The 23,939-nt window shown below is 72.9% G+C and carries 22 protein-coding genes; 13 read left to right on the plus strand and 9 right to left on the minus strand.

Translation table 11 applies throughout. The features are described from left to right. Positions 1-41 precede the first annotated feature (41 nt). Both AB0J57_RS12935 and metG read right to left on the minus strand, forming a co-directional pair. Complete coding sequence (locus AB0J57_RS12935; protein WP_366128105.1) at positions 42-626, minus strand: hypothetical protein; 585 nt, start codon at positions 624-626, stop codon at positions 42-44. A gap of 119 nt (positions 627-745) precedes the next feature. After that, entirely contained in the window at positions 746-2,353 is a 1,608-nt protein-coding gene (gene metG, locus AB0J57_RS12940) for a methionine--tRNA ligase (RefSeq protein WP_366128107.1), read from the minus strand. Positions 2,354-2,445: 92 nt separating this feature from the next. Here metG and AB0J57_RS12945 point away from each other — a divergent pair, with 92 nt between their 5' ends. Both AB0J57_RS12945 and AB0J57_RS12950 read left to right on the plus strand, forming a co-directional pair. After that, positions 2,446-3,102 carry a response regulator transcription factor gene (locus tag AB0J57_RS12945; protein ID WP_366128108.1) on the plus strand — a complete coding sequence of 219 codons (657 nt, stop codon included), beginning with the start codon at positions 2,446-2,448 and terminating at the stop codon, positions 3,100-3,102. Further along, positions 3,099-4,196, plus strand: coding sequence for an ATP-binding protein (locus AB0J57_RS12950; RefSeq protein ID WP_366128109.1), 1,098 nt, complete (start codon positions 3,099-3,101; stop codon positions 4,194-4,196). Before AB0J57_RS12945 ends, AB0J57_RS12950 begins: the two co-directional genes overlap by 4 nt. Here the strand turns inward: AB0J57_RS12950 and AB0J57_RS12955 are convergent. Beyond that, the gene (locus AB0J57_RS12955; RefSeq protein ID WP_366128110.1) at positions 4,193-5,698 is read right to left on the minus strand and encodes a VWA domain-containing protein; all 1,506 of its coding nucleotides are present in this window, start codon (positions 5,696-5,698) and stop codon (positions 4,193-4,195) included. The two genes, AB0J57_RS12950 and AB0J57_RS12955, sit on opposite strands and share 4 nt — an antisense overlap. A gap of 259 nt (positions 5,699-5,957) precedes the next feature. Here AB0J57_RS12955 and AB0J57_RS12960 point away from each other — a divergent pair, with 259 nt between their 5' ends. Continuing rightward, positions 5,958-8,006: a PhoX family protein gene (locus AB0J57_RS12960; RefSeq protein ID WP_366128111.1), complete on the plus strand. Its 2,049-nt coding sequence runs from the start codon at positions 5,958-5,960 to the stop codon at positions 8,004-8,006. Between the two features lie 9 nt (positions 8,007-8,015). Here the strand turns inward: AB0J57_RS12960 and AB0J57_RS12965 are convergent, their stop codons facing one another. The 5 genes from AB0J57_RS12965 to AB0J57_RS12985 all read right to left on the minus strand — a co-directional run bounded on the left by AB0J57_RS12965 (position 8,016) and on the right by AB0J57_RS12985 (position 13,954). Next, positions 8,016-8,993, minus strand: a complete 978-nt coding sequence (locus AB0J57_RS12965) for a hypothetical protein (RefSeq protein ID WP_366128112.1) — start codon at positions 8,991-8,993, stop codon at positions 8,016-8,018. Positions 8,994-9,041: 48 nt separating this feature from the next. Continuing rightward, a complete protein-coding gene (locus tag AB0J57_RS12970) occupies positions 9,042-10,568 on the minus strand; it encodes an APC family permease (protein WP_366128113.1) in 1,527 nt (508 codons plus the stop codon). A 165-nt stretch (positions 10,569-10,733) separates the two neighbouring features. Beyond that, positions 10,734-12,683, minus strand: a complete 1,950-nt coding sequence (locus AB0J57_RS12975) for an FUSC family protein (protein ID WP_366128114.1) — start codon at positions 12,681-12,683, stop codon at positions 10,734-10,736. A 38-nt stretch (positions 12,684-12,721) separates the two neighbouring features. Next, positions 12,722-12,958: a DUF2630 family protein gene (locus AB0J57_RS12980; RefSeq protein WP_366128115.1), complete on the minus strand. Its 237-nt coding sequence runs from the start codon at positions 12,956-12,958 to the stop codon at positions 12,722-12,724. An 18-nt stretch (positions 12,959-12,976) separates the two neighbouring features. Continuing rightward, positions 12,977-13,954: an endonuclease/exonuclease/phosphatase family protein gene (locus tag AB0J57_RS12985; protein ID WP_366128116.1), complete on the minus strand. Its 978-nt coding sequence runs from the start codon at positions 13,952-13,954 to the stop codon at positions 12,977-12,979. 112 nt (positions 13,955-14,066) lie between these two features. On the opposite strand from AB0J57_RS12985, the gene AB0J57_RS12990 reads away from it, so the two are divergent. From AB0J57_RS12990 to AB0J57_RS13000, 3 genes are all read left to right on the plus strand, one after another. Continuing rightward, the gene (locus AB0J57_RS12990; RefSeq protein ID WP_366128117.1) at positions 14,067-14,477 is read left to right on the plus strand and encodes a hypothetical protein; all 411 of its coding nucleotides are present in this window, start codon (positions 14,067-14,069) and stop codon (positions 14,475-14,477) included. Between the two features lie 152 nt (positions 14,478-14,629). Beyond that, positions 14,630-15,625, plus strand: coding sequence for an ATP-binding cassette domain-containing protein (locus AB0J57_RS12995; RefSeq protein WP_366128119.1), 996 nt, complete (start codon positions 14,630-14,632; stop codon positions 15,623-15,625). Further along, entirely contained in the window at positions 15,622-16,464 is an 843-nt protein-coding gene (locus AB0J57_RS13000) for an ABC transporter permease (protein ID WP_366128120.1), read from the plus strand. Before AB0J57_RS12995 ends, AB0J57_RS13000 begins: the two co-directional genes overlap by 4 nt. 15 nt (positions 16,465-16,479) lie before the next feature. On the opposite strand, the gene AB0J57_RS13005 is transcribed toward AB0J57_RS13000, so the two are convergent. Then, the gene (locus AB0J57_RS13005) at positions 16,480-17,430 is read right to left on the minus strand and encodes a LysR family transcriptional regulator (RefSeq protein WP_366128121.1); all 951 of its coding nucleotides are present in this window, start codon (positions 17,428-17,430) and stop codon (positions 16,480-16,482) included. A 463-nt stretch (positions 17,431-17,893) separates the two neighbouring features. On the opposite strand from AB0J57_RS13005, the gene AB0J57_RS13010 reads away from it, so the two are divergent. From AB0J57_RS13010 to panD, 7 genes are read left to right on the plus strand one after another with little or no spacing between them, the layout of a single operon-like run. Next, on the plus strand, positions 17,894-18,691 hold the full coding sequence (locus tag AB0J57_RS13010; protein WP_366128122.1) for an alpha/beta hydrolase: 798 nt from the start codon (positions 17,894-17,896) through the stop codon (positions 18,689-18,691). After that, positions 18,688-20,289 carry an amino acid adenylation domain-containing protein gene (locus AB0J57_RS13015; protein WP_366128123.1) on the plus strand — a complete coding sequence of 534 codons (1,602 nt, stop codon included), beginning with the start codon at positions 18,688-18,690 and terminating at the stop codon, positions 20,287-20,289. Before AB0J57_RS13010 ends, AB0J57_RS13015 begins: the two co-directional genes overlap by 4 nt. Beyond that, positions 20,286-20,549: an acyl carrier protein gene (locus AB0J57_RS13020; RefSeq protein ID WP_366128124.1), complete on the plus strand. Its 264-nt coding sequence runs from the start codon at positions 20,286-20,288 to the stop codon at positions 20,547-20,549. The genes AB0J57_RS13015 and AB0J57_RS13020 overlap by 4 nt, the downstream gene beginning before the upstream one ends. After that, positions 20,546-21,718 carry an acyl-CoA dehydrogenase gene (locus tag AB0J57_RS13025; RefSeq protein ID WP_366128125.1) on the plus strand — a complete coding sequence of 391 codons (1,173 nt, stop codon included), beginning with the start codon at positions 20,546-20,548 and terminating at the stop codon, positions 21,716-21,718. The genes AB0J57_RS13020 and AB0J57_RS13025 overlap by 4 nt, the downstream gene beginning before the upstream one ends. A gap of 12 nt (positions 21,719-21,730) precedes the next feature. Beyond that, the gene (locus tag AB0J57_RS13030; RefSeq protein WP_366128126.1) at positions 21,731-22,951 is read left to right on the plus strand and encodes an acyl-CoA dehydrogenase family protein; all 1,221 of its coding nucleotides are present in this window, start codon (positions 21,731-21,733) and stop codon (positions 22,949-22,951) included. 5 nt (positions 22,952-22,956) lie between these two features. Continuing rightward, positions 22,957-23,478, plus strand: coding sequence for a flavin reductase family protein (locus AB0J57_RS13035; protein WP_366128127.1), 522 nt, complete (start codon positions 22,957-22,959; stop codon positions 23,476-23,478). 27 nt (positions 23,479-23,505) lie between these two features. After that, entirely contained in the window at positions 23,506-23,934 is a 429-nt protein-coding gene (gene panD, locus AB0J57_RS13040) for an aspartate 1-decarboxylase (RefSeq protein ID WP_366128128.1), read from the plus strand. Positions 23,935-23,939: the final 5 nt, after the last annotated feature.

Consider the following 23,939-nt stretch of genomic DNA (forward strand, 5'->3'; position numbering starts at 1 on the left):
CGTGCTGAAACCCGGCCGTCGTGGCCCCTGTCGCGTTCGGATCAGGGCAGCTTCGGAATCAGCGCCAACCAGGGCGTGATCTCATGCCGAACGGCGTCATCCGGGTTCACGAGATCCTGAATGTGCACCAAGGGCGTGAGCATATTCTTCAGGCGGCGCAATAGGAGGGCCTGTTCCCTTGGTGCGGTGCGCCATTCGCCGGCCAGGCGGGTCACCTCGTCGATGGGCAGGCCGATGCTCTCCAATACATACGCACACAGCGCGGCTGGCTGTCGCGCCTCGTCGGAGGCGCTCACCCCCAGCTCCTGGATCATGTATGCGCGTATGCGAGCCGTGTCGGCCACTGCCTTCTGCGCGTCATCGGTGCCCGCCTTGTGCTGCCTGGAGATCGCGATCAGGGCAAGATGCCCCCACCGTGCGCGAAGGGCCGCGGAGCAGACAGGAGACTGCATCCGGCCTACGCACCAGTCGCGGAGCTGCTCCCAGGACTCCGGTGACGTGGCCGTGGCAGGTAGATCAGTGACCTGCCGCTCCAAATCACTGATCGAAACGCTGACCGTCCCATTGACCGGCGTCCAAGGATCGCGGGTGCCGTAAGAGTCGCCGGAGGAAAGGAATTCCCGCACGTTCGAACTCCTCTCTGCCCCGCCGGAACACCCAGCTTCGGCACCAGTAAATCCAGCAGCCGCGCCACAGGACCGCCGGCCTCCGGGGAGGGCGGCGGTCCTGGGGGTGCGGGGGGACGTCAGGCCTTCTTCGGGTCCTCCAGGCGGGGGAAGAGGACCGCGCCCTTGGTTACCGTCGCGCCGGTGGGGAGCTGGCCCCAGGTGGCGGTGGACTGGATGTGCTGGTCGGCGAGGGGGCCGAGGACGGGCTCCGCGCCCAGGGAGTCCCAGAGCTTCTGGGAGGTCTCCGGCATGACCGGGTTGAGGAGCACGGCGACCGCGCGGAGCGACTCGGCGGCGGTGTAGAGGATCGTCGCCAGGCGGGCGCGGCCCTCGTCGGAGTCGTCCTTGGCGACCTTCCAGGGCTCCTGCTCCGTGATGTAGCCGTTGACCTGCTTCACGAAGTCGAAGATCGCCAGGATGCCGCCCTGGAAGTCCAGCTCCTCGCCGATCTTCCGGTCGGCTTCGGCGACGGCCTTGGCCAGGCCTTCCTGGATGGCCTGCTCGGCCTCGCCGGAGGCGGTGGCCTCCGGGAGGGACCCCTCGAAGTACTTGCCGACCATCGCCGCGACGCGCGAGGCGAGGTTGCCGTAGTCGTTGGCCAGCTCGGAGGTGTAGCGGGCGGTGAAGTCCTCCCACGAGAACGAGCCGTCCTGGCCGAAGGCGATGGCCCGCAGGAAGTACCAGCGGTAGGCGTCCACGCCGAAGTGCGAGGTGAGGTCCTGCGGCTTGATGCCGGTCAGGTTCGACTTCGACATCTTCTCGCCGCCGACCATCAGCCAGCCGTTCGCCGCGACCTTGCCGGGCACGGGCAGGCCCTGCGCCATCAGCATCGCCGGCCAGATCACCGCGTGGAAGCGCAGGATGTCCTTGCCGATCAGGTGGACGTTGGCCGGGAAGGTCTCGTCGAACTTCGCCGGGTTCTCGTTGTAGCCGACGGCCGTCGCGTAATTCAGGAGCGCGTCGACCCACACGTAGATGACGTGCTTCTCGTCCCAGGGGATCGGGATGCCCCAGGCGAAGGTGGAGCGGGAGATGGAGAGGTCCTCGAGGCCCTGCTTGACGAAGTTCACGACCTCGTTGCGGGCGGACTCCGGCTGGATGAAGCCGGGGTTCTTCTCGTAGAAGTCGAGCAGTTTCGGGCCGTACTCGCTGAGCTTGAAGAAGTAGTTCTCCTCCTTGAGGATCTCCACCGGCTTCTTGTGGACCGGGCAGAGCTTCACGCCCTGCTCGTCCTCGATCAGGTCGCCGGGGAGCTTGTACTCCTCGCAGCCCACGCAGTACGGGCCTTCGTACCCGCCCTTGTAGATCTCGCCCTTGTCGTACAGGTCCTGCACGAACTCCTGCACACGGTCCGTGTGCCGCTTCTCCGTCGTGCGGATGAAGTCGTCGTTCGCGATGTTCAGGTGCTCCCAGAGGGGCTTCCAGGCCTCCTCGACGAGCTTGTCGCACCACTCCTGGGGAGTGACGCCGTTCGCGTCGGCCGTGCGCATGATCTTCTGACCGTGCTCGTCCGTGCCGGTGAGGTACCACACCTTCTCGCCGCGCTGACGGTGCCAGCGGGTGAGCACGTCGCCTGCGACGGTCGTATAGGCGTGGCCCAGGTGAGGAGCGTCGTTGACGTAGTAAATGGGGGTCGAGACGTAGTACGCCTTCGCCCCCTGCTTCTCGGATCCAGTGGCCGCCATGGTCGAAATCCTATCCGGCCGCGGGAACTGCCCTCACCTTCGTTTCGAGGGGAGAGACGTTTGCGAAATGCCGGGGGATGGAGAGTGGGGGCATGCGTGTACTGGTTGCCGAGGACGAGACCGTCCTCGCCGAGCTCGTCGCCGCCGGGCTGCGGCGTGCCGGATTCGCCGTCGACACCGTCTACAGCGGGGACGCCGCCCTCGCCTACCTGGGGCTGTACGACTACGACGTCGTCGTCCTCGACCGCGACCTGCCCCGGGTGCACGGCGACGAGGTGGCGCGGCGGCTCGTGGCCGGCGGGGCGCGGACCCGGATCCTGATGCTGACCGCCGCGGCGGGGCTGGAGGACCGCGTGCGGGGGCTGGATCTGGGTGCTGACGATTACCTGGGGAAGCCGTTCGAGTTTCCCGAGCTGGTGTCGCGGGTGCGCGCGCTGCGGCGGCGCAACGCCCGGCCGCCCGTGCCGCCGCTGCTGGAACGGCACGGGGTGCGGCTGGACACGGTCCGCAGGACCGCCGAGCGGGACGGGCGGGACCTGGAACTGTCGCCGAAGGAGTTCGCGGTGCTCCAGATCCTGCTGGAGGCGGAGGGCGCGGTCGTGTCGGCGGAGGAGCTGCTGGAGCGGGCCTGGGACGCGCACGCCGACCCGTTCACGGGGGCGGTGCGGGTGTGCATGAGCAAGCTGCGCGGGAAGCTGGGGGAGCCGGCGGTCATCCGTACCGTGCAGGGCGTGGGGTACGCGCTGTGATCGGGCCGGGCATCGGCTCCGGGTCGACGATACGGACCCGGATCGCCCTCGTGTACGGCGCTGTCTTCCTGGTGCTGGGCGGCTGTCTGCTGGGCGTGGTGAACCTGCTTTCCGGGGCCGGGACGCGCGGTGAGGCGGAGGCGATCGCGGCGCGGGTGGAGGGCCCGGACGTCATCCGGGTGGAACAGGTCACGGGTGACATCAGCCGCGCGGCCTCCGAGCAGCTCCTGATCTGGTCCGGTGGCGCGCTGCTGGTCATGGCGCTGTGCGCCGTGGTGGTCGGGTGGTGGACGGCGGGGCGCGTCCTCCGCCCCGTACACGAGATGACGGCCCGGGCGCGGCGGCTCTCGGAGCGGAACCTGCACGAGAGGCTCGGCGTGCGCGGGCCGGACGACGAGCTGAAGGAGCTGGGCGACACGATCGACGCGCTGCTGGGGCGGCTGGAGGCGGCGTTCGACAGCCAGCGGCGGTTCATCGCGAACGCCTCCCACGAGCTGCGGACGCCGCTGGCCACGCAGCGCACGGCGATCCAGGTGGGCTTGGACGACTCGGTCCCGGCGTCGGTCAAGCAGGTGCTGCTGGACAGCAACCGGCGCAGTGAGCGGCTCATCGACGGGCTGCTGGTTCTGGCGCGCAGCGAGCGCGGCCTGGAGGAGCGGGAGGCCGTCCGGCTGGGGGATGTGGTGGCGGAGGAGTGCGACGCGTATGGGGTGGAGGTGTCCGGTACGGGTGGGGTGGTGCGCGGCAGCCGGGTGCTGCTCGCACAGCTCACCCGGAACCTCGTCGCGAACGCGGTCGCGTACAACCTTCCGGACGGTGCGGGGTGGGTCCGCGTGACCGTCGACGGGGGCGTACTGACGGTCGCGAATACCGGGCCGGTGGTCGCGGAGGCGGACATACCCGGGCTTTTCGAGCCCTTCCGGCGGGGTGAGGGGCGGGACCGGATGGGGCCTGGCGCGGGGCTCGGGCTGTCCATCGTCCGGTCGATCGCGGCCGCGCACGGCGGGACGGTGTCGGCCGTGGCCCGGGACGGCGGAGGCCTGGTCGTGACGGTACGGCTGCCCGTCGACGACCAGGCCCCCGTGCGGCCCTAGACCGACCAGGTCGCGAGGACCTCGCGGTAGAAGGTGGCGTGCGGGACGTCCCGGGGGGCGGGGCCCGCGTGGAAGAACCCGGCGTTGGGCGCCTCCAGCTTGCGGAGGTAGTCGAACGCCTTGGAGTCCTCCTCGCCGAACGCCACGAACTGCCAGTACACGTCCTTGGCGCTGGTCGCCGCGTCGGCAAGCGCCTGGGTGGCGGCCGTCTTGGACTCGGGCGCGCCGTCCGTCTGGAACAGGACGAGAGCGGGGCGGTCCGCCGCGTCCGACTTCTCGTGGTGGGCCAGCACCTCGCGGATCGCGCGGTCGTAGTTGGTCCGGCCCATCCGGCCGAGCGCGCTGTGCAGCGCCTCGATCCTGCCGTCGACGTCGTCGAGGGTGACCTCACCGGTGCCGTCGATCTCGGTCGAGAAGAAGACGACCGGGACGGTCGCCTTGTCGTCGAGGTGCGCGGCCAGCGCGAGTGCCTGCTCGGCGAGGTGCTGGGCGCTGCCGTCCTTGTAGTACGGCCGCATCGACCCGGACCGGTCGAGCACCAGGTACACGGTCGCGCGCGCCCCCACGAGCCCGCGCTTGCGGAGGGCCGCCCCGGCCGCCTTGTACGCCTCGCTGAGCTGCGGCGCCCGCGCCTTGACGCGCGCGCCCGACAGCGCCGGCTTGGGCGCCGGGCCGTCGGCGGGGGTGGTGGCCTCGGCGGGCTCGGCCTCCGGGACGTTCACCTCCGGAGCGGGGGCGGGCTCCTCCGGGGTGGTTGCTTCGGCTTCCGGCTCGGGGGCGGTCGCTTCCGGCTGCGGGACGTCGGTGGCGGCTGCGGCTGCGGCTGTGGCGGGCACGGGCTCGGGGGCGGTGGGCTCGGGCTCGGCTGCCGGCTCGGTGGCGGTCTCGGCGGCGGCCTCCGGCTCGGGGGCCGGTTCCGGGGCGGTGGCCTCGGCCTGCGGCTCCGGTTCCGCGGCGGTGACGGCGGCTTCCGGCTGCGGCTCGGGCTCGGGCTCGGGCTCCGGCGTGGCGGCTGCGGCGGGCTCGGGGGCGGTGGCCTCGGCGTTCGCCTCCGGCTCTTCCGCCGGGGCGGCGGCCTCCGGTTCCGGGGCCTCGGCCGGGGAAGGGGCCTCCGTCGTGGGGGACGCGTCCGGTTGGGGCGGGATGTCGGCCTTCGGGGTGGTGGCCGGTTCCTGGGTGGCTTCGCGGGCCGCCGGGACCGAGGCGCGGCGGGGCTGGGGGTTGTCGAACGACGCCGCCACCAGTTCCGCCGCCGTCTGCTCGGCAGACCGCTCGGCGGACCGTTCGGCGGACCGTTCGGCGGACCGCTCGGCGGACTTCTCGGCCGTCCGCTCGGCCGTCGTCTCCGCCGGGGAGGGGGCGGACGGGGACGGAACCGTCGCCGTGGGCTCCTCCTGGGGCACCGTGCGTTCCGTCTGGGGCGGGACGGAGGCGGCTGCCGTCTCGTTGCGCTCCGCACGGTCGCGTCCAAACACCTTGCGCAGCAAGCTCCGAATGCCCATGGGCGAGGCCTTTCGCATGTTGGGTGCCGTGTATGTCCGTACTGCTAGGAATCATCCCTGGCCAGGGCGGACACGTAAGGTTAGCCGCCCCGAGTGGCGCGTAAAGGCAAGGGGCATTCGCGTCAACCCCACCCCTGACGCACCGGATTCATCCACCGTTCACCCCGCAGCCGCCGACCTGCACATCTACGCGCCTAACGTCACCGCCGGACCGATTCCCGACACCATGTCGGCGCAGCCCGCGCCGGAGGAGGACGAAGTGCGCAAGCTGCTCCCGCTGCTGAGCACCAACCCGCACGGGGGCGGCAGGTCCGCCCTCACCTGCCGTTACCGGTGCGGTGACGCCTGCTTCCACGAGGTGCCCAACACCAGCGACAACGAGTACGTCGGTGACGTCATAGCCGGTGCCCTGTCGCGCCGTTCGATGATGCGTGCCGCCGCCGTCGTCACCGTCGCCGCCACGGCCGGCGGAGCCGTCGTCGCGCAGGCGGCGGCCGGGCCGGAGGCGGCCGCCGCCACGCCCCGTACCGCGGGGAAGAGCGCCGGCGCCCGGGGGCTGCGCTTCACGCCCGTCGCGCCCAACACGGACGACAAGGTGACCGTCCCCGAGGGCTACGCCCAGAGCGTCGTCATCCGCTGGGGCGAACCGATTCTCCGTGGCGCGCCCGCCTTCGACCCGGACAAGCAGACCGCGAAGGCGCAGGCCGGGCAGTTCGGGTACAACAACGACTTCCTGTCCCTGCTGCCGCTCAAGGGCGAGCACGGCCGCCAGGTACTCGTGGCGAACCACGAGTACACGGACGAAGTGCTGATGTTCAAGGGGTACGACCCCGAGAACCCCACCCGCGAGCAGGCCGAGATCGCCTGGGCCGCGCACGGCCTGTCCGTGGTCGTCGTCCAGGAACAGCACCGTGACGGCCGGCTGACCCCGGTCACCCGCCACCCGCTCAACCGCCGCCTCACCGCGACCAGCGAGTTCGAGCTCACCGGCCCGGCGGCGGGCAGCGCGCTGCTGCGGACCAGCGCCGACCCGACCGGCCGCAAGGTCCTCGGCACGCTCAACAACTGCGCCGGTGGCACCACCCCCTGGGGCACCACGCTCCACGGCGAGGAGAACTTCAACCAGTACTTCGCCAACGGGTCGTCCGCGACCGACAAGCGGTACGGCATCGGCTCCGGCGCCACCGAGCGCAAGTGGGAGCGGTTCGACAAGCGCTTCGACGCCAAGCAGGAGCCCAACGAGTCGCACCGCTTCGGCTGGGTCGTCGAGCTCGACCCGTACGACCCGGACTCCACACCCCGCAAGCGCACCGCGCTCGGCCGCTTCAAGCACGAGGCCGCCCAGCCGCGCCTGACCGCCGACGGCCGCCCGGTCGTCTACATGGGCGACGACGAGCGGTTCGACTACTTCTACAAGTTCGTCTCGTCCAAGCGGATGATGAAGGGCGACTCCCGCCGCGCCCGCGAGCACAACCTCACCCTCCTCGACGAGGGCACGCTGTACGTCGCCAAGCTCACCGGCGACAGCCCGCAGGACATCGACGGCACCGGCAAGCTCCCGAACGACGGCGAGTTCGACGGCAGCGGTCACTGGATCCCGCTCGCGACGGGCGACAAGAGCCACGTCCCCGGTATGACCGCCGAAGAGGTGTACGTCTTCACGCGCGTCGCCGGTGACAAGGTCGGCGCCACGAAGATGGACCGGCCCGAGGACGTCGAGCCGTCCCCGCGCACCGGCCGCGTGTACGTCGCCCTCACCAACAACAAGGACCGTGGCGCGGCGGGCAAGGCCGGCGCGGACGAGGCCAACCCGCGCAACAACAACAAGCACGGCCAGGTCCTGGAGCTGGCCGAGCACTGGGACGACCCCGCCTCCGACGGCTTCGCCTGGCGGCTGTTCCTCGTCGCGGGCGACCCGGAGGACCCGGCCACGTACTTCGCGGGCTACCCCAAGGAGAAGGTCAGCCCCATCTCCTGCCCCGACAACGTGGCGTTCGACCCGTACGGCAACCTGTGGATCTCCACGGACGGCAACCAGCTCGGCTCGCACGACGGCCTGTTCGGTGTGGCCGTGCAGGGCGAGCGGCGCGGTGAGCTGAAGCAGTTCCTGACCGTGCCGGCCGGCGCCGAGACGTGCGGCCCGATCATCCAGGAGCGCCGCGTCCTCGTCGCCGTACAGCACCCGGGCGAGGTCGACGGGGCGTCCGTCGAGAAGCCGGCGTCCGCCTGGCCGGACGGCCCCGGCAAGCTCGTCCGCCCGTCGGTCGTCGCCGTGTACCGCAAGGACGGCCGCGACATCGGCGTCTGACGCACGGGGTCACGAGGTGGCGCGGCCGTCCCCGCGCCACCTCGTGAACTGCTCCGCCGGGTCACCCGTGTACGCCCACGGCACCCACGAGGCCCGCGCCTCCAGGAGCCGGAACAGCTCCCCGTACACCTCGGGCAGGCCCGCGTAACAGGCGGCGTGCGCCAGGTAGTTCAGCGGCTCGACCTCCTCCGGGCGCACCGGTCCGGGCGGCCGCCCGCCGAGCCACCGCTCCCGGGTGCGCCGTACCTCCGTCGCCGCCAGCTCGTGCTTCCAGTGCTGGTCGAAGCCCCGCACCGGCCCCTTGCCGCGCGCCGCGTCCGCGATGTACCGGTACTCCTCCACCCGCGCGATCTGCACCAGCACCGGCAGCGGCGACCCGGGCGGCGCCGCCCCCGCCGCGTCCCGCGCGAAGTCGTACATCGAGCCGTGCGTACCGTGCCACCGCGCCGACCGGTACCGCAGCACCTGCACATGGCCCTCCAGGTTGTGCGGGTCCCGCCGCCGCAGCTCGTCCCACCAGCGCCGCAGCTCCGCCCGGCCCACCCCGCCCTCGTACAGCCGCGCCACCGTCAGCAGCGACACCCACGGCATCGGGTCGGTCGGCCGGGCGTCGGCGGCGCCCAGGCAGGCCATGACCGTGACGTCGAGCCGCGCCCGGTCCACCGCCCCGCCGCGCCCCACCGCGATGGCCTCGTTGAAGACGCGGACGACCTCGGTCGCCGCCCGCAGCACCGCCGCGTCCGGGTCGCCGGGCTCGGCCGCCCGCCACGCCTCGACGGCGGTGCTCCCGGCGGCCGCGTGGGACAGCAGCCGCAGCCGGTGCGTGCGGAGGGCCCAGTCGTCGCCGGTGTCGCGCAGCAGGTCGCGTACGCCCTGCCAGCGGCCGATAACGATGTCGTGCCGGGCGTGGCTCAGCGCCCGGTCGCCGAAGTCCGGGTCGAAGTCCGGCTCGAAACGTGTGGAGCGGCGGCTGCGGCGTACGGCCAATTCTCTGTCCCCCCGTCAGAAAGGCGGTGTACGAGCCCGGTTGCCCTCTTAGAAGTCCGTCGACAGCGTTTCGTTCCCACCGGCCCGGTGGTGGTGCTGCCGCGGCACGTCGTACGGCCCCGCCGCCGCCATCGCGCGGGCCGCGTCCAGCCGTGCCGGACGGTAGTACGAGCTGCCCTTGCGCCAGTACCAGATCATCGGCACGACCCCGGCCCCCAGCCCGCCCAGGCCGATCGCGACGGCCGTGCCGGTCAGCCCGCCCAGCGACTCGAAGAAGACCCAGAACATGAAGGCGGCGCCGAGCAGCGGCCACGCGCCGCCCAGGACGAAGTCGCGTACGGACCTCAGCAGCATCCCACGGTAGGCCACCACGGCGGCGATGCCGGCGAGCCCGTAGTAGAAGGCGATCTGGAGCCCCATCGCGTTGACCGCGCTGCCCAGGATGTCGCCGACCGAGCCGAGCGCCGTCGCCGCCACGAACATCACCAGCGCCACCGCCCCGACCACGGTGATCGCCACCCACGGGGTGTTCCAGCGGCGGTGCACGGCTCCGAGGGCGGCCGGCATCGTCCGGTCCCGGCCCATCGCGAACAGCGACCGGGTGACCTGGATCAGCGTGGTCTCCAGGGTGGCGATGCTCGACAGCATCACCGCCACGATCAGCAGTTTGCCGCCGACGCCGGGCCACACGGCGTCGCCGAGCAGCACCAGCACGTTCGCGCCGCCCGCGCGGATCTCCCCCGCCGACAGGACGACGTTGACGGCGATGGTGAACGCCTCGAAGAGGAGGAAGACGACCCCGATGCCGACGAGGGCCGCGAGCCCGGCCGTGCGGCGGCTGTCGCGGGTCTCCTCGCTCAGGTTGCTGGTGACGTCCCAGCCCCAGTAGTAGAACGCGGCGATCAGCGCCCCGGACGCGAAGCCGGACACCCCGTCGAAGTGCCCGAAGCCCAGCCAGGACCAGTCGAAGGCGGTGGCGGCGCCCCGGTGCATGACCACGCCCAGGATGAACAGGAGCAGGATCAGCAACTCCACGCCCGTGAGCAGAAGTTGCGCCCGCACGGTGAGCCGGGCGCCGCCCAGTACCACCAGCAGCATCAGCAGGAACCAGCCGGCACCCACGGCGGTGGCCAGTGCGGTGTCGTCGGCCGTGCCGGGGGCGACGAGCGCCAGGGTGAGCTGCCCGGCCGGCAGCGACCCGGCCACCATGAAGATCGTCGCGGCGACGATCAGTGCCCACCCGGACAGGAAACCCAGGGCGGGGTGGAGCGTCCGGCCCACCCAGGAGTAGCTGGCGCCCGCGTTGACGTCGATCCGGCCGAGCCGGCTGAACGCCAGCACGATGCCGAGCATCGGGATCGCGCAGTACAGCAGCGCGGCGGGCGCGGCCAGGCCGACGGCCCCGACGAGTACGGCGGTGGTGGCCGCCACGGAGTAGGCGGGCGCGCTGCCCGCCACGGCCATCACGATCGTGTCGAACGTGCCGAGGACATTGGGCTGGAGCCCCCGCCCGGGGCCCCGCCCAGGACTCCGCCCGGGAGCCCCGCTGTGAGCCTTGCTGGAAACGCTGCGCATGGCGAATGTCCTTGTATGGCACGGCATATGGCGGTAGAGCAGGAGCAGACCGCGCATGCTGCGGCATGTGGCGGCACGCGTGAGTCGTGCGCATCGTAGTCGGGCGGACGCGGTGCGGTGACGGCACCCGGAAGGATGACGTCCGGAAGGGCGCCGCGCGCCGGTTCAGGGCCGGTCCGGCCGTGGTGAGGCGATGGCGCGCGCCGCCTTCACCTCCTGGCGCAGCGCGGCCAGTACGCCCTGGTCGTCGCCCTCCAGGTCCGTCCGTACCTCCACCAGGACGTGGCTGGTGCGCAGCCCCGCCGCCAGCTCGCGCAACTGCCGCTCGACGTCCGCGACTTCCTCCGGCGCGGGCGGCGGCGCGCCATGGCTGACGCGTACCCGGGCGGCCGTCGTGGCGTCCACGATCCGCTCGACCGCCACGCACAGCGGCCACCACGCGGCGGCGCGCGTCCCGGTGGGCGGTGGCTCGGTCAGGGCGCGCTGGAACTCGCTGCGTACCGTCGACAGGTCCCGGTACAGCCGCCGCCTGGCCCGCCCGCGCGCCGCCGGGTCCGCCTCCGCCTCCGGACCGAACGCGCACGCCACATAGCGGGCGGCGTCCGCGACGGTGTCGGCGAGCCGGTCACCGATGCGGGTGTGCCAGCTCTCCGGCCACAGCAGGTACCCGGCGACCAGCACGATCGCGCAGCCCAGCAGCGAGTCGTACAGGCGCGGCAGCACGAGGTCGAAGCCCTGCCGGTTGAGCCAGTCGGACAGCAGCAGGATGACGGGTGTGATGGCGGCGGTCTGGAAGGCGTACCCCTTCGCGGTGGACGCCGGGATCAGCGCTGCCAGCACCAGCATCACCGGCACGTCCCACCACCCGCGCGGCACCTCGGCGAGGACGAGCGCCGCGACGACCAGCCCGGCCACCGTGCCGAGCGCGCGCAGCACGGCGCGCGAGAAGACGGAGCCGAAGTCGGGCTTGAGGACGAAGGTGACGGTGAGGGCCACCCAGTACGAGCGTGGCACGGCGATCAGCGACACCAGCGCCTGGGCGAGCCCGATGCACAGCGCCAGGCGCAGCCCGTAGCGCCAGGAGCCGCGCGAGAGCAGCGCGTCGCGGACGGCTCGGCGGGCGCGGACGCGGAGGGAGGCGGGGCGGCCGAGGAGGTCGTCGATGTTGTGCGGGTCGGGCTCGGCGCCGTGGATGACGGTGGCGGCGTGCCGCAGTGCCTGGTCGACGGCCCGTTCGGAGGGTGTGGCGGGCGGGGGGAGGGAGAACGGGTCGATGCCGCCGGGCGTGCCGGGGCGGTCGTGGTGGCCCCGGCCGGGGGTTTCGACGGCCGCCGCGAGGGCGCGGACCGCCGCCGGGACCTCCGCCGGGAGTGGCCGGCCACTGCCCTGGGCGGCCAGGTGGGCGGCGGGGGCCGCCTCGACGATCGGCATCAGGGCGTTGAGCTGGGCGAGTTGGCGTACCAGGGTGGGGGTGCGGCCCCGGTCGCGGGCGCGGCGGGCGAGGACGAGGTCGTAGGCGGTGTTGAGCGCCTGGGTGGCGGCCTGCCGCTTCTCGTCGTACGCGGGCGTGCCCGCCACCGCCAGGAGGTCGGCGACCGCCCGGTAGGCGGCGGCGACGGCGGCCCGTTCCGGTACGCCGCCGCGCAGCGGCCAGCCCAGCAGGGTGAGGACGAGCACGACCGCGCCGCCGAGCGTCAGCAGCAGCGGCGCCTTCCACCAGGGGGCGGGCATCGGCAGGCCGGCGCCGACGACGGCGTTGAGCAGGAGCAGCAGCCCGGAGGCGGAGGCGACGGCGCCGATCGACGAGATCATCCCGGACACCAGGGCGACGAGCGTCAGCACGCCGACGGCCGCCCAGCCCTCCCCGTACACCAGCGTGCCGAGGGTGACGCCGAGTGCGCCGAAGAGCTGCGGTACGGCGATGTTGAGGATGCGCATCCGGTACGCGTCGGCGGTGTCGCCGATGACGCCGGACAGGGCGCCCATGGAGACCAGCGCGCCGTACAGCGGCCGGTCGGCCGCGAGGCCCACGGCGAGCGGCGCGGCCAGGGCGACGGCGGCGCGTGCGACGGCGGCCCGGGGGACGGGCGCGGGCTGCGGGCGCAGTCCGCGCATCAGCCACTCGGGCGGTGCGAGCCGTACGGTCGTGGGGGTCAGCTCAGGTAGCCCTCCACCTCGCCGGGCGCCCGGGTGCGCGCGTTGTCCGGGTTGTCGCCGAACTCGGACTTGGCGCGCCGCTGCCGCAGCAGGTCCCAGCACTGGTCGAGCTGGACCTCCAGGGACCGCAGCCGTACGCGTTCGTCGTCGGAGAGGCCGCCCTCGCGGTCGCGCAGGGCGCGTTCTTCGCGGACGAGCGCGCCGATGTGGTCGAGGATCTGCTCGTTGTCCATGTCCCCCACCTTCCCGGATCAGGGGCGGGCACGCAGTTCGAGGTCGACGAGCAGCGCGCGGTGGTCGGTGCGGGGCAGGTCGAGGAAGCGGGCGTCGCGTACCGAGAAGTCGGCGCTGACCAGGACGTGGTCGATCTGCGCGTACGGCGGCACGGTCCGGCCCTGCGGCCAGGAGCCGGTGCGGGCGGCGCCGGCGAGGCGGGCGGCGTCGTGGAGGGCGCCGGAGTCGAGGACGGAGCGGAAGGCGGCGTGGTCCTGGGTGGCGTTGAAGTCGCCGGCGAGGATGACGGGGCGGCCCCGGTGTGCGGCGGCGAAGTCGCGGAGGAGGCCCAGCTCGTGCCTCCACAGGCCGATGTGGCCGGGCAGCGGTGGCATCGGGTGGGCGAGCCGGACCGTCACGTCCTCGTCGCCGAGGCGGGCCGTGGCGCCGGGCATGCCCATGGTGGTGCCGGGCAGGGCGGGTTCGGGGGTCAGGGGCCGCGAGCCGAGGATCACCGAGCCGGCGGCCCCGGCGGCGGCGACCTGGGCGCCGTACGGGTAGTGGGCGCCCAGGCCGGCCGCGAGGGCCCGCGCGCAGGCGGGGTCGCACTCGGAGACGAAGACCAGGTCGGGGCGCTCGCGCCGGACGGCGGTGACCAGCTCGCCGGTCGCGTTGCCAAACTCCACGTTGGCGGCGAGCACCCGCAGCCGCGCGGTGACCGGCCCGTGGGCGGGGGTGCCGGCGGGCCCGTACGGCTGGGTGAACCACAGGGTCACGGCCAGCGCGCCGCCCGCCCAGGCGGTCAGGAACGGCCGGCGGGCGGGCAGGGCCAGCAGCAGGGCGAGCCCGGCGGGGACGGCGAGCCACGGCAGGAGCGCGAGGAGCTGCGGTACGGGGGTGACGGCGTCGGTGCCGAAGAGCCGGCAGCCGGTGACGACGGTGGGCACGACGAGCAGCAGCCCGGCGGCCCAGGCGGCGGCCCGGCGGAGCAGGTGCGAGGTGTACGGATCGGCCAAGCCGTCACCTTCTCACGGCTCTCCCGCCCGCGTCCCCGGTCCGGCGCTGATCCACTTGCCGGCCGGGGGCGGCGGGTGTGCCCTGGAGGGAGGTCAGTGGAAGGAGCGCGCCATGGCCGCACACGTGACGCTGCCGGGACGACACCGCCGCACCGGGGAACGGGAGACCCGTCCTCACGTACACCGGTCCACCTTGATGGTGCTCGCGGTGTGCGCCGTTCTTTACGGCCTCTACGCCGAGGTCATCGTCCGCCACGGTGACGGTCCGTTCACCGGCGGGCAGGCCGTGCTCGCCGTGGTGAGCATGGTGGGCTTCGGCGTCCTCTGGTACGGCTACCTCCGTGTCCGCCGCGCGCTGCCGCGTGAAACACGGGCAGCCGCGTTCGGCATCCTGTTCGGCATCAGCATCGGCTTCCTCTACGGCCTGTCGGGCAACAGCGTCCTCACGGTGGCGGTGGTCTCGCTGATCCTGGCGGTGTCTGCGGGGCTGATGGCGTTCTACGTGTTCTACACGCACGAATAGCCGCGCGGGGGCGGGGCGGTCGTGCCCGTCTCCGGGCCTTGCGGGCCGGAGAGGTGTGAACGGGTGGCGGGGGGCGGGGCGGGGGCCGAGACTGGGAGGGACCGTGCCGTAATCCCGTACGCCCCTGCATCCGCGGCCCAAGGACGGTGACGATGACGATCACGGACCCGGCGGGCCTGGCCGTCGAGACGAGCGGTCTGGTGAAGGTGTTCGGCGACAACAGGGCCGTGGACGGGATCGACCTCCGGGTGCCCGCGGGGACCGTGTACGGGGTGCTGGGGCCGAACGGGGCCGGTAAGACGACCGCCGTGAAGGTGCTGGCGACGCTGTTGCGGCCGGACGGGGGCGAGGCGCGGGTGTTCGGCAAGGACGTGGTGCGGGACGCGGACGCGGTGCGCGGGCGGGTGAGTCTGACCGGGCAGTACGCGTCCGTGGACGAGGACCTGACGGGTACGGAGAACCTGGTCCTGCTGGGGCGGCTCCTCGGGCACGGGAAGCGGGCCGCGCGGGAGCGGTGCGCGCAGTTGCTGGAGGCGTTCGGGCTGTCGGAGGCGGCCGGCCGGCAGGTCAAGAACTACTCGGGCGGCATGCGGCGCCGTATCGACATCGCCGCGTCCATCCTCAACACGCCGGACCTGCTCTTCCTCGACGAGCCGACGACCGGCCTGGACCCGCGCAGCCGCAACCAGGTGTGGGAGATCGTCCGCGCGGTCGTCGCCCGGGGCACCACCGTGCTGCTGACCACGCAGTACCTGGACGAGGCCGACCGGCTCGCGTCCCGGATCGCGGTGATCGACCGCGGCAGGGTCATCGCCGAGGGCACGAAGGGCGAGCTGAAGGCGTCGGTGGGCTCCGGCTCCGTGCACGTACGGCTTCGTGAGCCGGGGCAGCGGCCGGAGGCGGAGCGGGTGCTGAGGGCCGCGCTCAACGCGACCGTGCAGCTCGACCACGACCCGGTGGCCCTGACCGCGACGGTCGACGGGCACGGTACGGAGCTGGGCGCGGCCGAGCAGGCGGCGCGGGCGCTGACGGAGCTGGCCCGGGCGGGCGTGACGGTGGACAACTTCGCGCTGGGCCAGCCGAGTCTGGACGAGGTGTTCCTGGCGCTCACGGACCGCGGGGACGACGCGGAGGAGACCAGGGCATGAGTACCGTCACCGACGACGCCACCTTCGGCGGCCCCCGCACCGAGGACCTCGCGGCCCTGCTGCTCGCCGGCGAGCGGCCGCCCCGCCCGAGCGCCCTGTCCGCCTCCCTGACCTTCGGGTGGCGGGCCATGCTGAAGATCAAGCACGTGCCGGAGCAGCTCTTCGACGTCACGGCGTTCCCGGTCATGATGGTGCTGATGTACACGTACCTCTTCGGGGGCGCGCTGGCCGGTTCGGTCTCGGCGTACATCCAGTACCTGCTGCCCGGCATCCTCACCCTGAGCGTCGTGATGATCACGATGTACACGGGCGTCTCGGTCAACACGGACATCGCCAAGGGCGTCTTCGACCGCTTCCGTACGCTGCCGATCTGGCGCCCCGCCCCGATGGTCGGCTACCTCCTGGGCGACGCGCTGCGCTACCTGATCGCGTCCGTCGTGATGCTCACGGTCGGCCTGGTCATCGGCTACCGCCCGCACGGCGGTGTGGCCGGTGTGGCGGCGGGTGTGCTGCTGCTGCTGGTCTTCTCGTTCGCGTTCTCCTGGATCTGGACGATGTTCGGTCTGCTGCTGCGCGGTGAGAAGTCCGTGATGGGCGTCAGCATGATGGTGATCTTCCCGCTGACGTTCCTCAGCAATATCTTCGTCGACCCGAGGACCATGCCGGGCTGGCTCCAGGCGTTCGTCAACAACAGCCCGGTCACCCACCTGGCGAGCGCGGTACGGGGGTTGATGGCCGGCGACTGGCCCGCGGCGGACATCGGCTGGTCGCTGGGGTGGTCGGCGCTGTTCGTCGTCGTCTTCGGCGCGGTGACGATGCGGCTGTACAACCGGAAGTAGCACCCGCGCGTGAGCTCAAGCGCGCTCCCAGGGCGGCAGGGACTCGGCGGAGCGGGTGGCGGTGGACCGGGTGGCGGTGGACCGGGTGGCGGTGACCCGGCGGCGGGCGTGTCCCGGCTGGTCGGTGCTGACGTCCCGCCAGGCCGTCTCGGCGAACCGGGTGGCCTGCGGGTGGGTGCCGTGCGAGGGGTAGGCGAGGTGGGCGCGGACCAGCGGGGCGTCGCGGAGGGGTACGAAGCGGACGCCGGGGTGGTGGTAGCGGCGGGTGGTGTCCGCGGGTGCCGTGCCCACGCCGAGGCCCGCGGCCACCTTCTCCAGCCACTCGTCGTAGTTGGCGCACTCCGCGCCGACCTCCGGGCGGTGCCCGGCGGGCCACATGCCGGGGAACGTGACGCCGCTGACGGTGTTGACGACGAGGGGCCAGTCGGCCAGTTCGGCCCAGGTCAGCTCGGCGCGTTCGGACAGCTCCCACTGCGCGGGAACGGCCGCGACGCGGACGTCCTCGTAGAGGAAGACGCCCCGCAGGTGCTTCGGGAGGGTGTCCCCGCGCAGTAACGCCAGGTCGGCCGCGCCCGTGTCCAGCCCGGCCAGCGGCGTGTCGCAGCGGACGAACTCCACCTGGACGCCCTCCTCGCCGCCGAACCGGGCGGCCGTCATGGACAGGGCCTCGGGCAGCCCCCAACTGAAGCCCAGTCTGAGCCGTTCCCCGGCCCGTATGCCGTCCAGGGAGGCCTGCAACTGCCGGAGGACCGGTACGAGTTCCTCGTGGAGCCGCCGCCCCTTGGCGGTGAGCTGGATCCTCCGTGTGGTGCGGTCGAAGAGCCGGACGCCCAGCGCCTCCTCCAGGCCGCGGATGCAGCGGGTCAGGGTCGGCTGGGCCACGTGAAGTTTGCGGCCGGCGGCGGTGAACCCGCCCTCCTCGGCCACGGCGAGGAAGTACCGCAGATGACGAAGATCCACATCCATGCGGCCAGAGCATAGGTGATCTGTCATAGCTATTTCTCTATCCGGCCGGCCCTGCCTAATGTTTTCCACGGCGCCGGACAGGGCGGCCGACGGGGGCTGCGGAGGCTGAATCCGCAGGAGATCCCCTTGGTTGCCGTACTCCGGTCCGGCATTGGAAGACCGAGACGGGGGTCACATATTTTGTCTTTTCCTTGCCTATTCCTTACCGCGCCATGGCGGCAACTGTTTGCCGGTGATCGGTGCAGGTGAACGCGGTGACAGGGCGCCCGTAGAGCGCACCCCGGCCGTCCTCACAGCGGCTTCACATTTCCGCAGTGGCGGACCCCTTCCCTCACTTTTGTTGAAGGCTGAATCTTAACGACTCGTTATTAGGTCCTTCCTTTCGCAGCCATCCGGCGCGCCACCCACAAGGGAATGCCCGCCGGTCGGCACCACCTGCCCAAAAAAACGTTAAGGAATTGATGTGCCCGTAGTCGAGACCCGGCATGGCCCGATCGAACACGTCCTCATCGACGGTGACCCGCACCGCTCCCCCCTGGTTTTCCTGCACGGAGGCCTGGGCTGCGTCGCCTCCTGGGGCCGCTTCCCCGCCGCCCTCGCCGCCGCGACCGGCCGCCGCGCCCTGGTGTACTCGCGGCACGGCAGCGGCGGCTCCGGCCCGGCCGTACTGCCGCGCACCCCGCGCTACATGCACGAACAGGGGCAACAGGAACTGCCCGAACTCCTCGACCTGCTCGGCATCCACGCCCCGGTCCTCGTCGGCCACAGCGACGGCGCCTCCATGGCGCTGCTGTACGCGTCGGTGCGCCCCGCCGAGGCGGTCGTCGCCATGGGCCCGCACCTGTACTTCGAGGAGGCCAACCGGACCGGGATCGAGGCGGCCCGCGCCGCCTACGCCGGCGGCCCCCTGGCCAGGAAGCTCGCCCTGGTCCACGACGACCCGCACACCGTGTTCACAAGCTGGAGCGAGGTGTGGCTGTCCGACGCCTTCCGCACCTGGTCGATCGAGGACGACCTGGACGTCACCGCGCCCGTCCTGATGATCCAGGGCGACCGCGACGAGTACGGCACCCTCGGCCAGCTCGACGCCCTGGAGCGGGCCGTGCGCGGCCCCGCCCGGCGCCTCGTGCCCGAAGGGGCCGACCATTACCCGCACCTCGTGTGCCCCGACCTCGTCATCGACGCCGTCACCGCCTTCCTCACCGAGACCGAGACCGAGCACACGGCGCCCGGCCCGTCCTCCGCCGGAGGCGCCCGGTGACCGCGACCGCCCCCACCACCCGGCGGCTGGACGGGCTGCTCTCCGACGCCGCCCGCCTGCACCCCGACCGTCCCGCCCTCGCCGGACAAGGGTCCACCTGGACGTACGCCGAACTCGACGCCGCCGTCTCCGCCCTGGCCGCCGACCTCACCGCCGCCGGCGTCGAACCGGGCCAGCGCGTCGGCGTCTACGCGCCCAAGACCCCCGAGACCGTCGTGGCGCTGTACGCCGCGCTCCGGGCCGGCGCGGTGGTCGCCCCGCTGGACGTGGCCGACCCGCCGCTGCGCACCGCACGGATGCTCCGCAACGCGGGCGTCTCCCTGCTGCTCACCACCGACCGCGCCCGCGCCGGGGCGTGCCGCGCCGCCACCGAGGCGCGCACCACCGATGCGCGTACGCCCCACACCGATGCGCGTACGCCCCACGAGACGCGGTTCGGCCACGGGCTGACCGGCGTCGAGGTCCTGCCGCCCGGCGAGCGCCCCGCGCCACTGCCCGCCCCCACCGACCGCGGCGGATACCTGCTGTTCACCTCCGGCAGCACGGGCTGGCCCAAGGGCGTCCTGCTGTCGCACGAGAACGTCCTGCACTACGCGCTGTGGGCCGCCGCCGAGTTCGGGCTCACCCCCGAGGACCGCATCGGCTCGCAGGCCGCGCTGACCTTCGACCTCACCACCTTCGACCTGTACGGCGCGGCGGCGGCCGGAGCCTGCGCGGTGCTGATGCCGGACATGCTGCGCTCCTTCCCCCGGGACGTGGTCACCTGGCTGAACGAGCAGCGGATCACCGCCTTCATGGCGGTGCCCTCGCTCTACCACGCCATGCTCGAGCAGGGCGGCTTCGCCGGCGCGGTGCCCCCGTCCCTGCGGATCGCGGCCTTCGGCGGAGAGCCCTTCGCCCCCCAGCTCCTCCAGGAGTACCTGAAGCTCCTCGGCGACCGGCCCTTCTACAACCTGTACGGCCCCACCGAGACCAACGCTTGCACCTATCACCGGATGCCCGCCGACTGGACGGCCGACGAGGAGCTGACCATCGGGCGCGGCATCGGCGGGGTGCGCATCGAGGTCCTGGACGACGACGGCCGCCCCACCGACGGCGAGGGCGAGATCCACATCGCCGGGCCCACCGTCTTCCAGGGCTACCTGCGCGACGGCCGGCTGACCGACCCGACGGTCCGCGTGGCCTTCCGCGACGGTGTCGTACGCCGCGCCTACGCCAGCGGCGACATCGGCCGCATCACCGGCGACGGCCGGGTGTTCCTGCGCGGGCGGCGCGACCACCAGGTCAAGCGCCGGGGCCACCGCATCGACCTGCTCGACGTCGAGAGCGCCGCCCTGGAGCTGCCGCGGGTCACCACGGCGGCCGCGGTGGCGAAGGAGGCCCCGTACGCCGGGGAGATCTGGGTCTACGCCCAGAGCACCGCCACCGAGCGGGAACTGCTCGCGGACCTGCGGGCCGCGCTGCCCCGGCGGATGCTGCCCGACCGGATCGTTCCCGTGCCGTCCCTGCCCACCACCACCAGCGGCAAGGTCGACCGCCGGGCCCTCGCCGCCGACCAGCCGGACACCCACCCCACCCCTCAGGAGAGCCGTTCATGAACAGCGTCGAAGACCTCTGCGCCCTCATCCACAGCCGGATCACCTGGGCGCGCGGCGAGGAGCCGCAGACCCTGGCCCCCGACACCCCGCTGCTCGAAATGGGGCTGCTGGACTCGCTGGCCATCATGGAGATCGTCGCCGCGCTGGAGAAGCAGGCCGGCGTCACGCTCCCCGAGACCGAGATCGTCGCCGCCAACTTCCGTACGCCCGCGGCCCTCTGGTCGGTGGTCGACGCCGCGCCGCGCGGAGCCGACGCATGAGCGACGACCCGGACCTGCTGCTGCGCTGTGCCCCGGCCCCCGTCGAGCGCGTCGTCGACGCGTACCGGGAACGGGCCGCCGAGGTGGCCGGCAAGACGGCCGGTGCCAGCTTCCGGGAGCAGTGGCGCACCCTGGCCGGCCTCGGGGTACTGCGGATGACCGGCGAAGGCCCGGAGGACGGCCCGGACGCGCCCGGCCCGGTCACCCGTGGCCTCGCGGCCATCGAGGGCATCGGGCTGGCGGGCATCGACCCGGGGCTGTGCTACGCGCTGACGTCGCAGCTCTTCGGCATGCAACACCCCCTGTGGGACGCCCTCTCCGAGCCCGGCCGGGACCTCGGGGAGGCCCTCCGGAGCGGCCGTACCCTGCTCTGCCATGCGCTGACCGAACGCGCCGGCGGCAGCGACCCGTTCTCCATGACGACCCGCGCCGAGCGGGACGGCGACGAGTACGTCCTCCACGGCGCCAAGACGTTCGTCACGGCCGCTCCGGTGGCCGACCTGGCCGTCGTCTTCGCCCGTACCGGACCGGGCCGCACCCCCTTCGCGCTGTCCGCCTTCCTGGTCCCGCTGGACACCCCGGGCGTCTGCCGGGGCGAGACCTTCGACAAGACCGCACTGCGGACCGCGCCCATGGGGGAGCTGCTCTTCGACGGGGCACGGCTGCCGGCCTCGGCCCTGATCGGGCGGGAGGGCTCGGGCCTGGCCGTGATGTCCTCCACCACCGCCTGGGAACGGGCCCTGATCATGGGCTACGCCCTCGGCCCGATGCGGCTGCTGCTGGAGCGCACGGCTCAGTGGGCCGCGAACCGCGAGCACTTCGGCCGCCGGATGGGCGCCAGCCACCAGGTCGCCGCCCGGGTGAGCGACATGGCCATGGCCCTGCACCGCTCGCGCACCCAGATCCACGCGCTCGCGGCCGCCCTGGACGCCGGCACCCCGGCGCGGCGGCTCGCCGCCGAGTCGGCCCTCACCAAGATCTCGGTCGCCGAGGACTACGTACGCATGACCGAACACGCCACCGCGCTGTCCGGCGTACGGGCCTTCCTCCCGGAGTCGGGTCTCGGCGCCGACCCGCACAGCGCCCTGGCGGCCCTGACCTACGCCGGACCCAACGACCTGCTGAGGGTGGGCGTGGCCCGCCGGCTCGGCCTGCCCGTCGAGAACTGACCGAGGAGAACGATGACGTATCCCCCTGTGGACGACCGTCCGGACGATGGACTCGACGGCGCCCTCAAACTGGTCGCCGGGACCGGCGAGGCCCTCGCCGCCCTCGCCGCCGACGTCGACGCCGGGCGCACCGACAGCCGCGCCACGTACGCCGTCCTGCGCGACTCCGGCCTGCTCGGCGCGCTGGTGCCGCGCGAGGCGGGCGGCCTGGGGCTGGGCTTCGGGGCCTACTGGAGGGTGCTGGCCGCGCTGGGCGCCCACAACGGCGCCGCCGCGCTCGGGTTCAACATGCACCACGTGGTGCTCGGCGCGCTGGCCGACTCCGCCGGCACCCCGCTGCCGCCCGCCGCCGACCGGTTCCGCACCTGGATGCAGGACGAGGTGGTGCACGGGCGCAAGCTGTTCGCCTCCGCCACCTCGGAGGCCGGGCGCGGCGCCAAGCTGCGCGGCCTGACGACCCGTTACCGCCTCGCGGACGACGGCGAGCACTACGTCCTCAACGGCGTGAAGTCGTTCGTCTCGCTCGCCGGGGTCGCCGACTACTACGTGGTCGCCGCCGCCGCGGAAGGTCCCGCGGACGCGGCGGACGACACCGCGGAGGTCTCGCACTTCGTCGTCGCGGCCGACGACGAGGGCGTCTCCTTCGGCGAGGTGCACGCCATGTCGGCGATGCACGGCACCAGCACGGCCCCGATGACGCTCACCGACGTGACCGTCCCGCGCTCCCGGCTGTACCTGGGCGTGGAGGGCATGTCCCTGTTCAAGGTGGTGCGGGAACCGCACTGGATGGTGGCCGGATACACCGGTGCCTACCTGGGCATCGCCGAGGCGATCCACGAGCACACCGTGCGGTGGGCGACGGCGGCCCCGGGCCGCGCCGCCTCCCCGGTCGTCCAGCACGAACTCGGCCGCATGTCGGCCAGGCTGCGGGCGGCCCGCGCCCTGGTGCACGAGGCGGGCGACCTGGTCGACCGGGAGCGCGGCAGCCAGGAGGCCAACGCCATGGTGCACGCCGCCAAGTACGTGGTCGGCGAGGTCGGCCCGGCGCTGGCCCAGGACGCGGTACGGCTGTGCGGTTCCGCCGCGGTCAGCCGGGGCCGGCCGCTGGAGCGGCTGGTCCGCGAGGCGTCGTTCGCCTCCGTGATGCCCGCCAAGCCGCACGAGTGCCTGGAGTACCTGGGCAAGGCGGCGGTCGGCGTGAACCTCCACGACGCCCGGGCCTTCGCATGGTGACGCAGGTGGCGGACGGGACCGCCGTCGACGAGCACACCTTCCGGGCGCTGATGGCCTCCCACCCGGGCGGGGTGGCCGTGGTCACCACCGCCGACGGGGACGGACGCCCGTACGGCTTCACCTGCACCGCGCTGTGCTCCGTGTCGCTGGACCCGCCGCGCCTGCTGGTGTGCGCCGCCCACACCGGGCGCACCCTGCCGGTGCTCGCCGCGCGCGGCGCGTTCGTGGTGAACCTGCTGCACACGGCCGGGCGCCGGGCCGCCGAGGCGTTCGCCGGGCGCGCCGCCGACCGGTTCGCGCAGACCGACTGGCGGCCCGGTGCGGCGACCGGCCTGCCGGTGCTCTCCAAGGACGCGCACGCGGTCGCCGAATGCCGCGTCGCCGCCCTGCACCCGTCCGGCGACCACACCATCGTCGTCGGTGACGTGCTGCGCAGCGAGGTGCGTTCCGGGGCCCCGGCGCCCCTGCTCTACGGCCGCCGGCAGTACGCCGCCTGGTCCCCGGCCGGCCTTCCCCCCACTCCCTGAACACCTCTACGTGAAAAGGCGACACACATGCAGCGCACCATGATGAAGTCGAAGATCCACCGGGCCACCGTCACCCAGGCCGACCTGCACTACGTGGGCTCCCTGACCATCGCCAGGGACCTGATGGACGCCGCCGACCTGCTGCCGGGCGAGAAGGTCGACATCGTCGACATCGAGAACGGCAACCGCCTGTCCACGTACGTCATCGAGGGCCCCGCCGGCTCCGGCGTCATCGGCATCAACGGGGCCGCCGCCCGGCTCATCAGCCCCGGCGACCGGGTGATCATCATCTCGTACGCGGAGATGAGCGACGCCGAGTCGCGCGCCTACGAGCCCAGCGTCGTCTTCGTCGACGCCGACAACCGGATCGTGCAGTGCGGCGGCGACCCGGCCGACGTCCCCGCCGGCTCGGGGCTGCTGCGCGGCGACGTGGTGGCCGCCCGGGCCGCGGGGTGAGCGCG

This window comes from Streptomyces sp. NPDC049837 (assembly GCF_040674455.1).
In the GTDB taxonomy this organism is placed as follows: domain Bacteria; phylum Actinomycetota; class Actinomycetes; order Streptomycetales; family Streptomycetaceae; genus Streptomyces.

Excerpts from the sequence above, each read along its gene's own strand:
- panD (WP_366128128.1), top strand. The coding sequence starts at position 23,506 with ATGCAGCGCACCATGATGAAGTCGAAGATCCACCGGGCCACCGTCACC.
- AB0J57_RS12990 (WP_366128117.1), top strand. The coding sequence starts at position 14,067 with ATGGCCGCACACGTGACGCTGCCGGGACGACACCGCCGCACCGGGGAA.
- AB0J57_RS12970 (WP_366128113.1), bottom strand. The coding sequence starts at position 10,568 with ATGCGCAGCGTTTCCAGCAAGGCTCACAGCGGGGCTCCCGGGCGGAGT.
- AB0J57_RS13020 (WP_366128124.1), top strand. The coding sequence starts at position 20,286 with ATGAACAGCGTCGAAGACCTCTGCGCCCTCATCCACAGCCGGATCACC.
- AB0J57_RS13025 (WP_366128125.1), top strand. The coding sequence starts at position 20,546 with ATGAGCGACGACCCGGACCTGCTGCTGCGCTGTGCCCCGGCCCCCGTC.
- AB0J57_RS12995 (WP_366128119.1), top strand. The coding sequence starts at position 14,630 with ATGACGATCACGGACCCGGCGGGCCTGGCCGTCGAGACGAGCGGTCTG.
- metG (WP_366128107.1), bottom strand. The coding sequence starts at position 2,353 with ATGGCGGCCACTGGATCCGAGAAGCAGGGGGCGAAGGCGTACTACGTC.
- AB0J57_RS13030 (WP_366128126.1), top strand. The coding sequence starts at position 21,731 with ATGACGTATCCCCCTGTGGACGACCGTCCGGACGATGGACTCGACGGC.
- AB0J57_RS12975 (WP_366128114.1), bottom strand. The coding sequence starts at position 12,683 with ATGCGCGGACTGCGCCCGCAGCCCGCGCCCGTCCCCCGGGCCGCCGTC.
- AB0J57_RS13000 (WP_366128120.1), top strand. The coding sequence starts at position 15,622 with ATGAGTACCGTCACCGACGACGCCACCTTCGGCGGCCCCCGCACCGAG.
- AB0J57_RS13005 (WP_366128121.1), bottom strand. The coding sequence starts at position 17,430 with ATGGATGTGGATCTTCGTCATCTGCGGTACTTCCTCGCCGTGGCCGAG.
- AB0J57_RS12945 (WP_366128108.1), top strand. The coding sequence starts at position 2,446 with ATGCGTGTACTGGTTGCCGAGGACGAGACCGTCCTCGCCGAGCTCGTC.
- AB0J57_RS12955 (WP_366128110.1), bottom strand. The coding sequence starts at position 5,698 with ATGGGCATTCGGAGCTTGCTGCGCAAGGTGTTTGGACGCGACCGTGCG.
- AB0J57_RS12980 (WP_366128115.1), bottom strand. The coding sequence starts at position 12,958 with ATGGACAACGAGCAGATCCTCGACCACATCGGCGCGCTCGTCCGCGAA.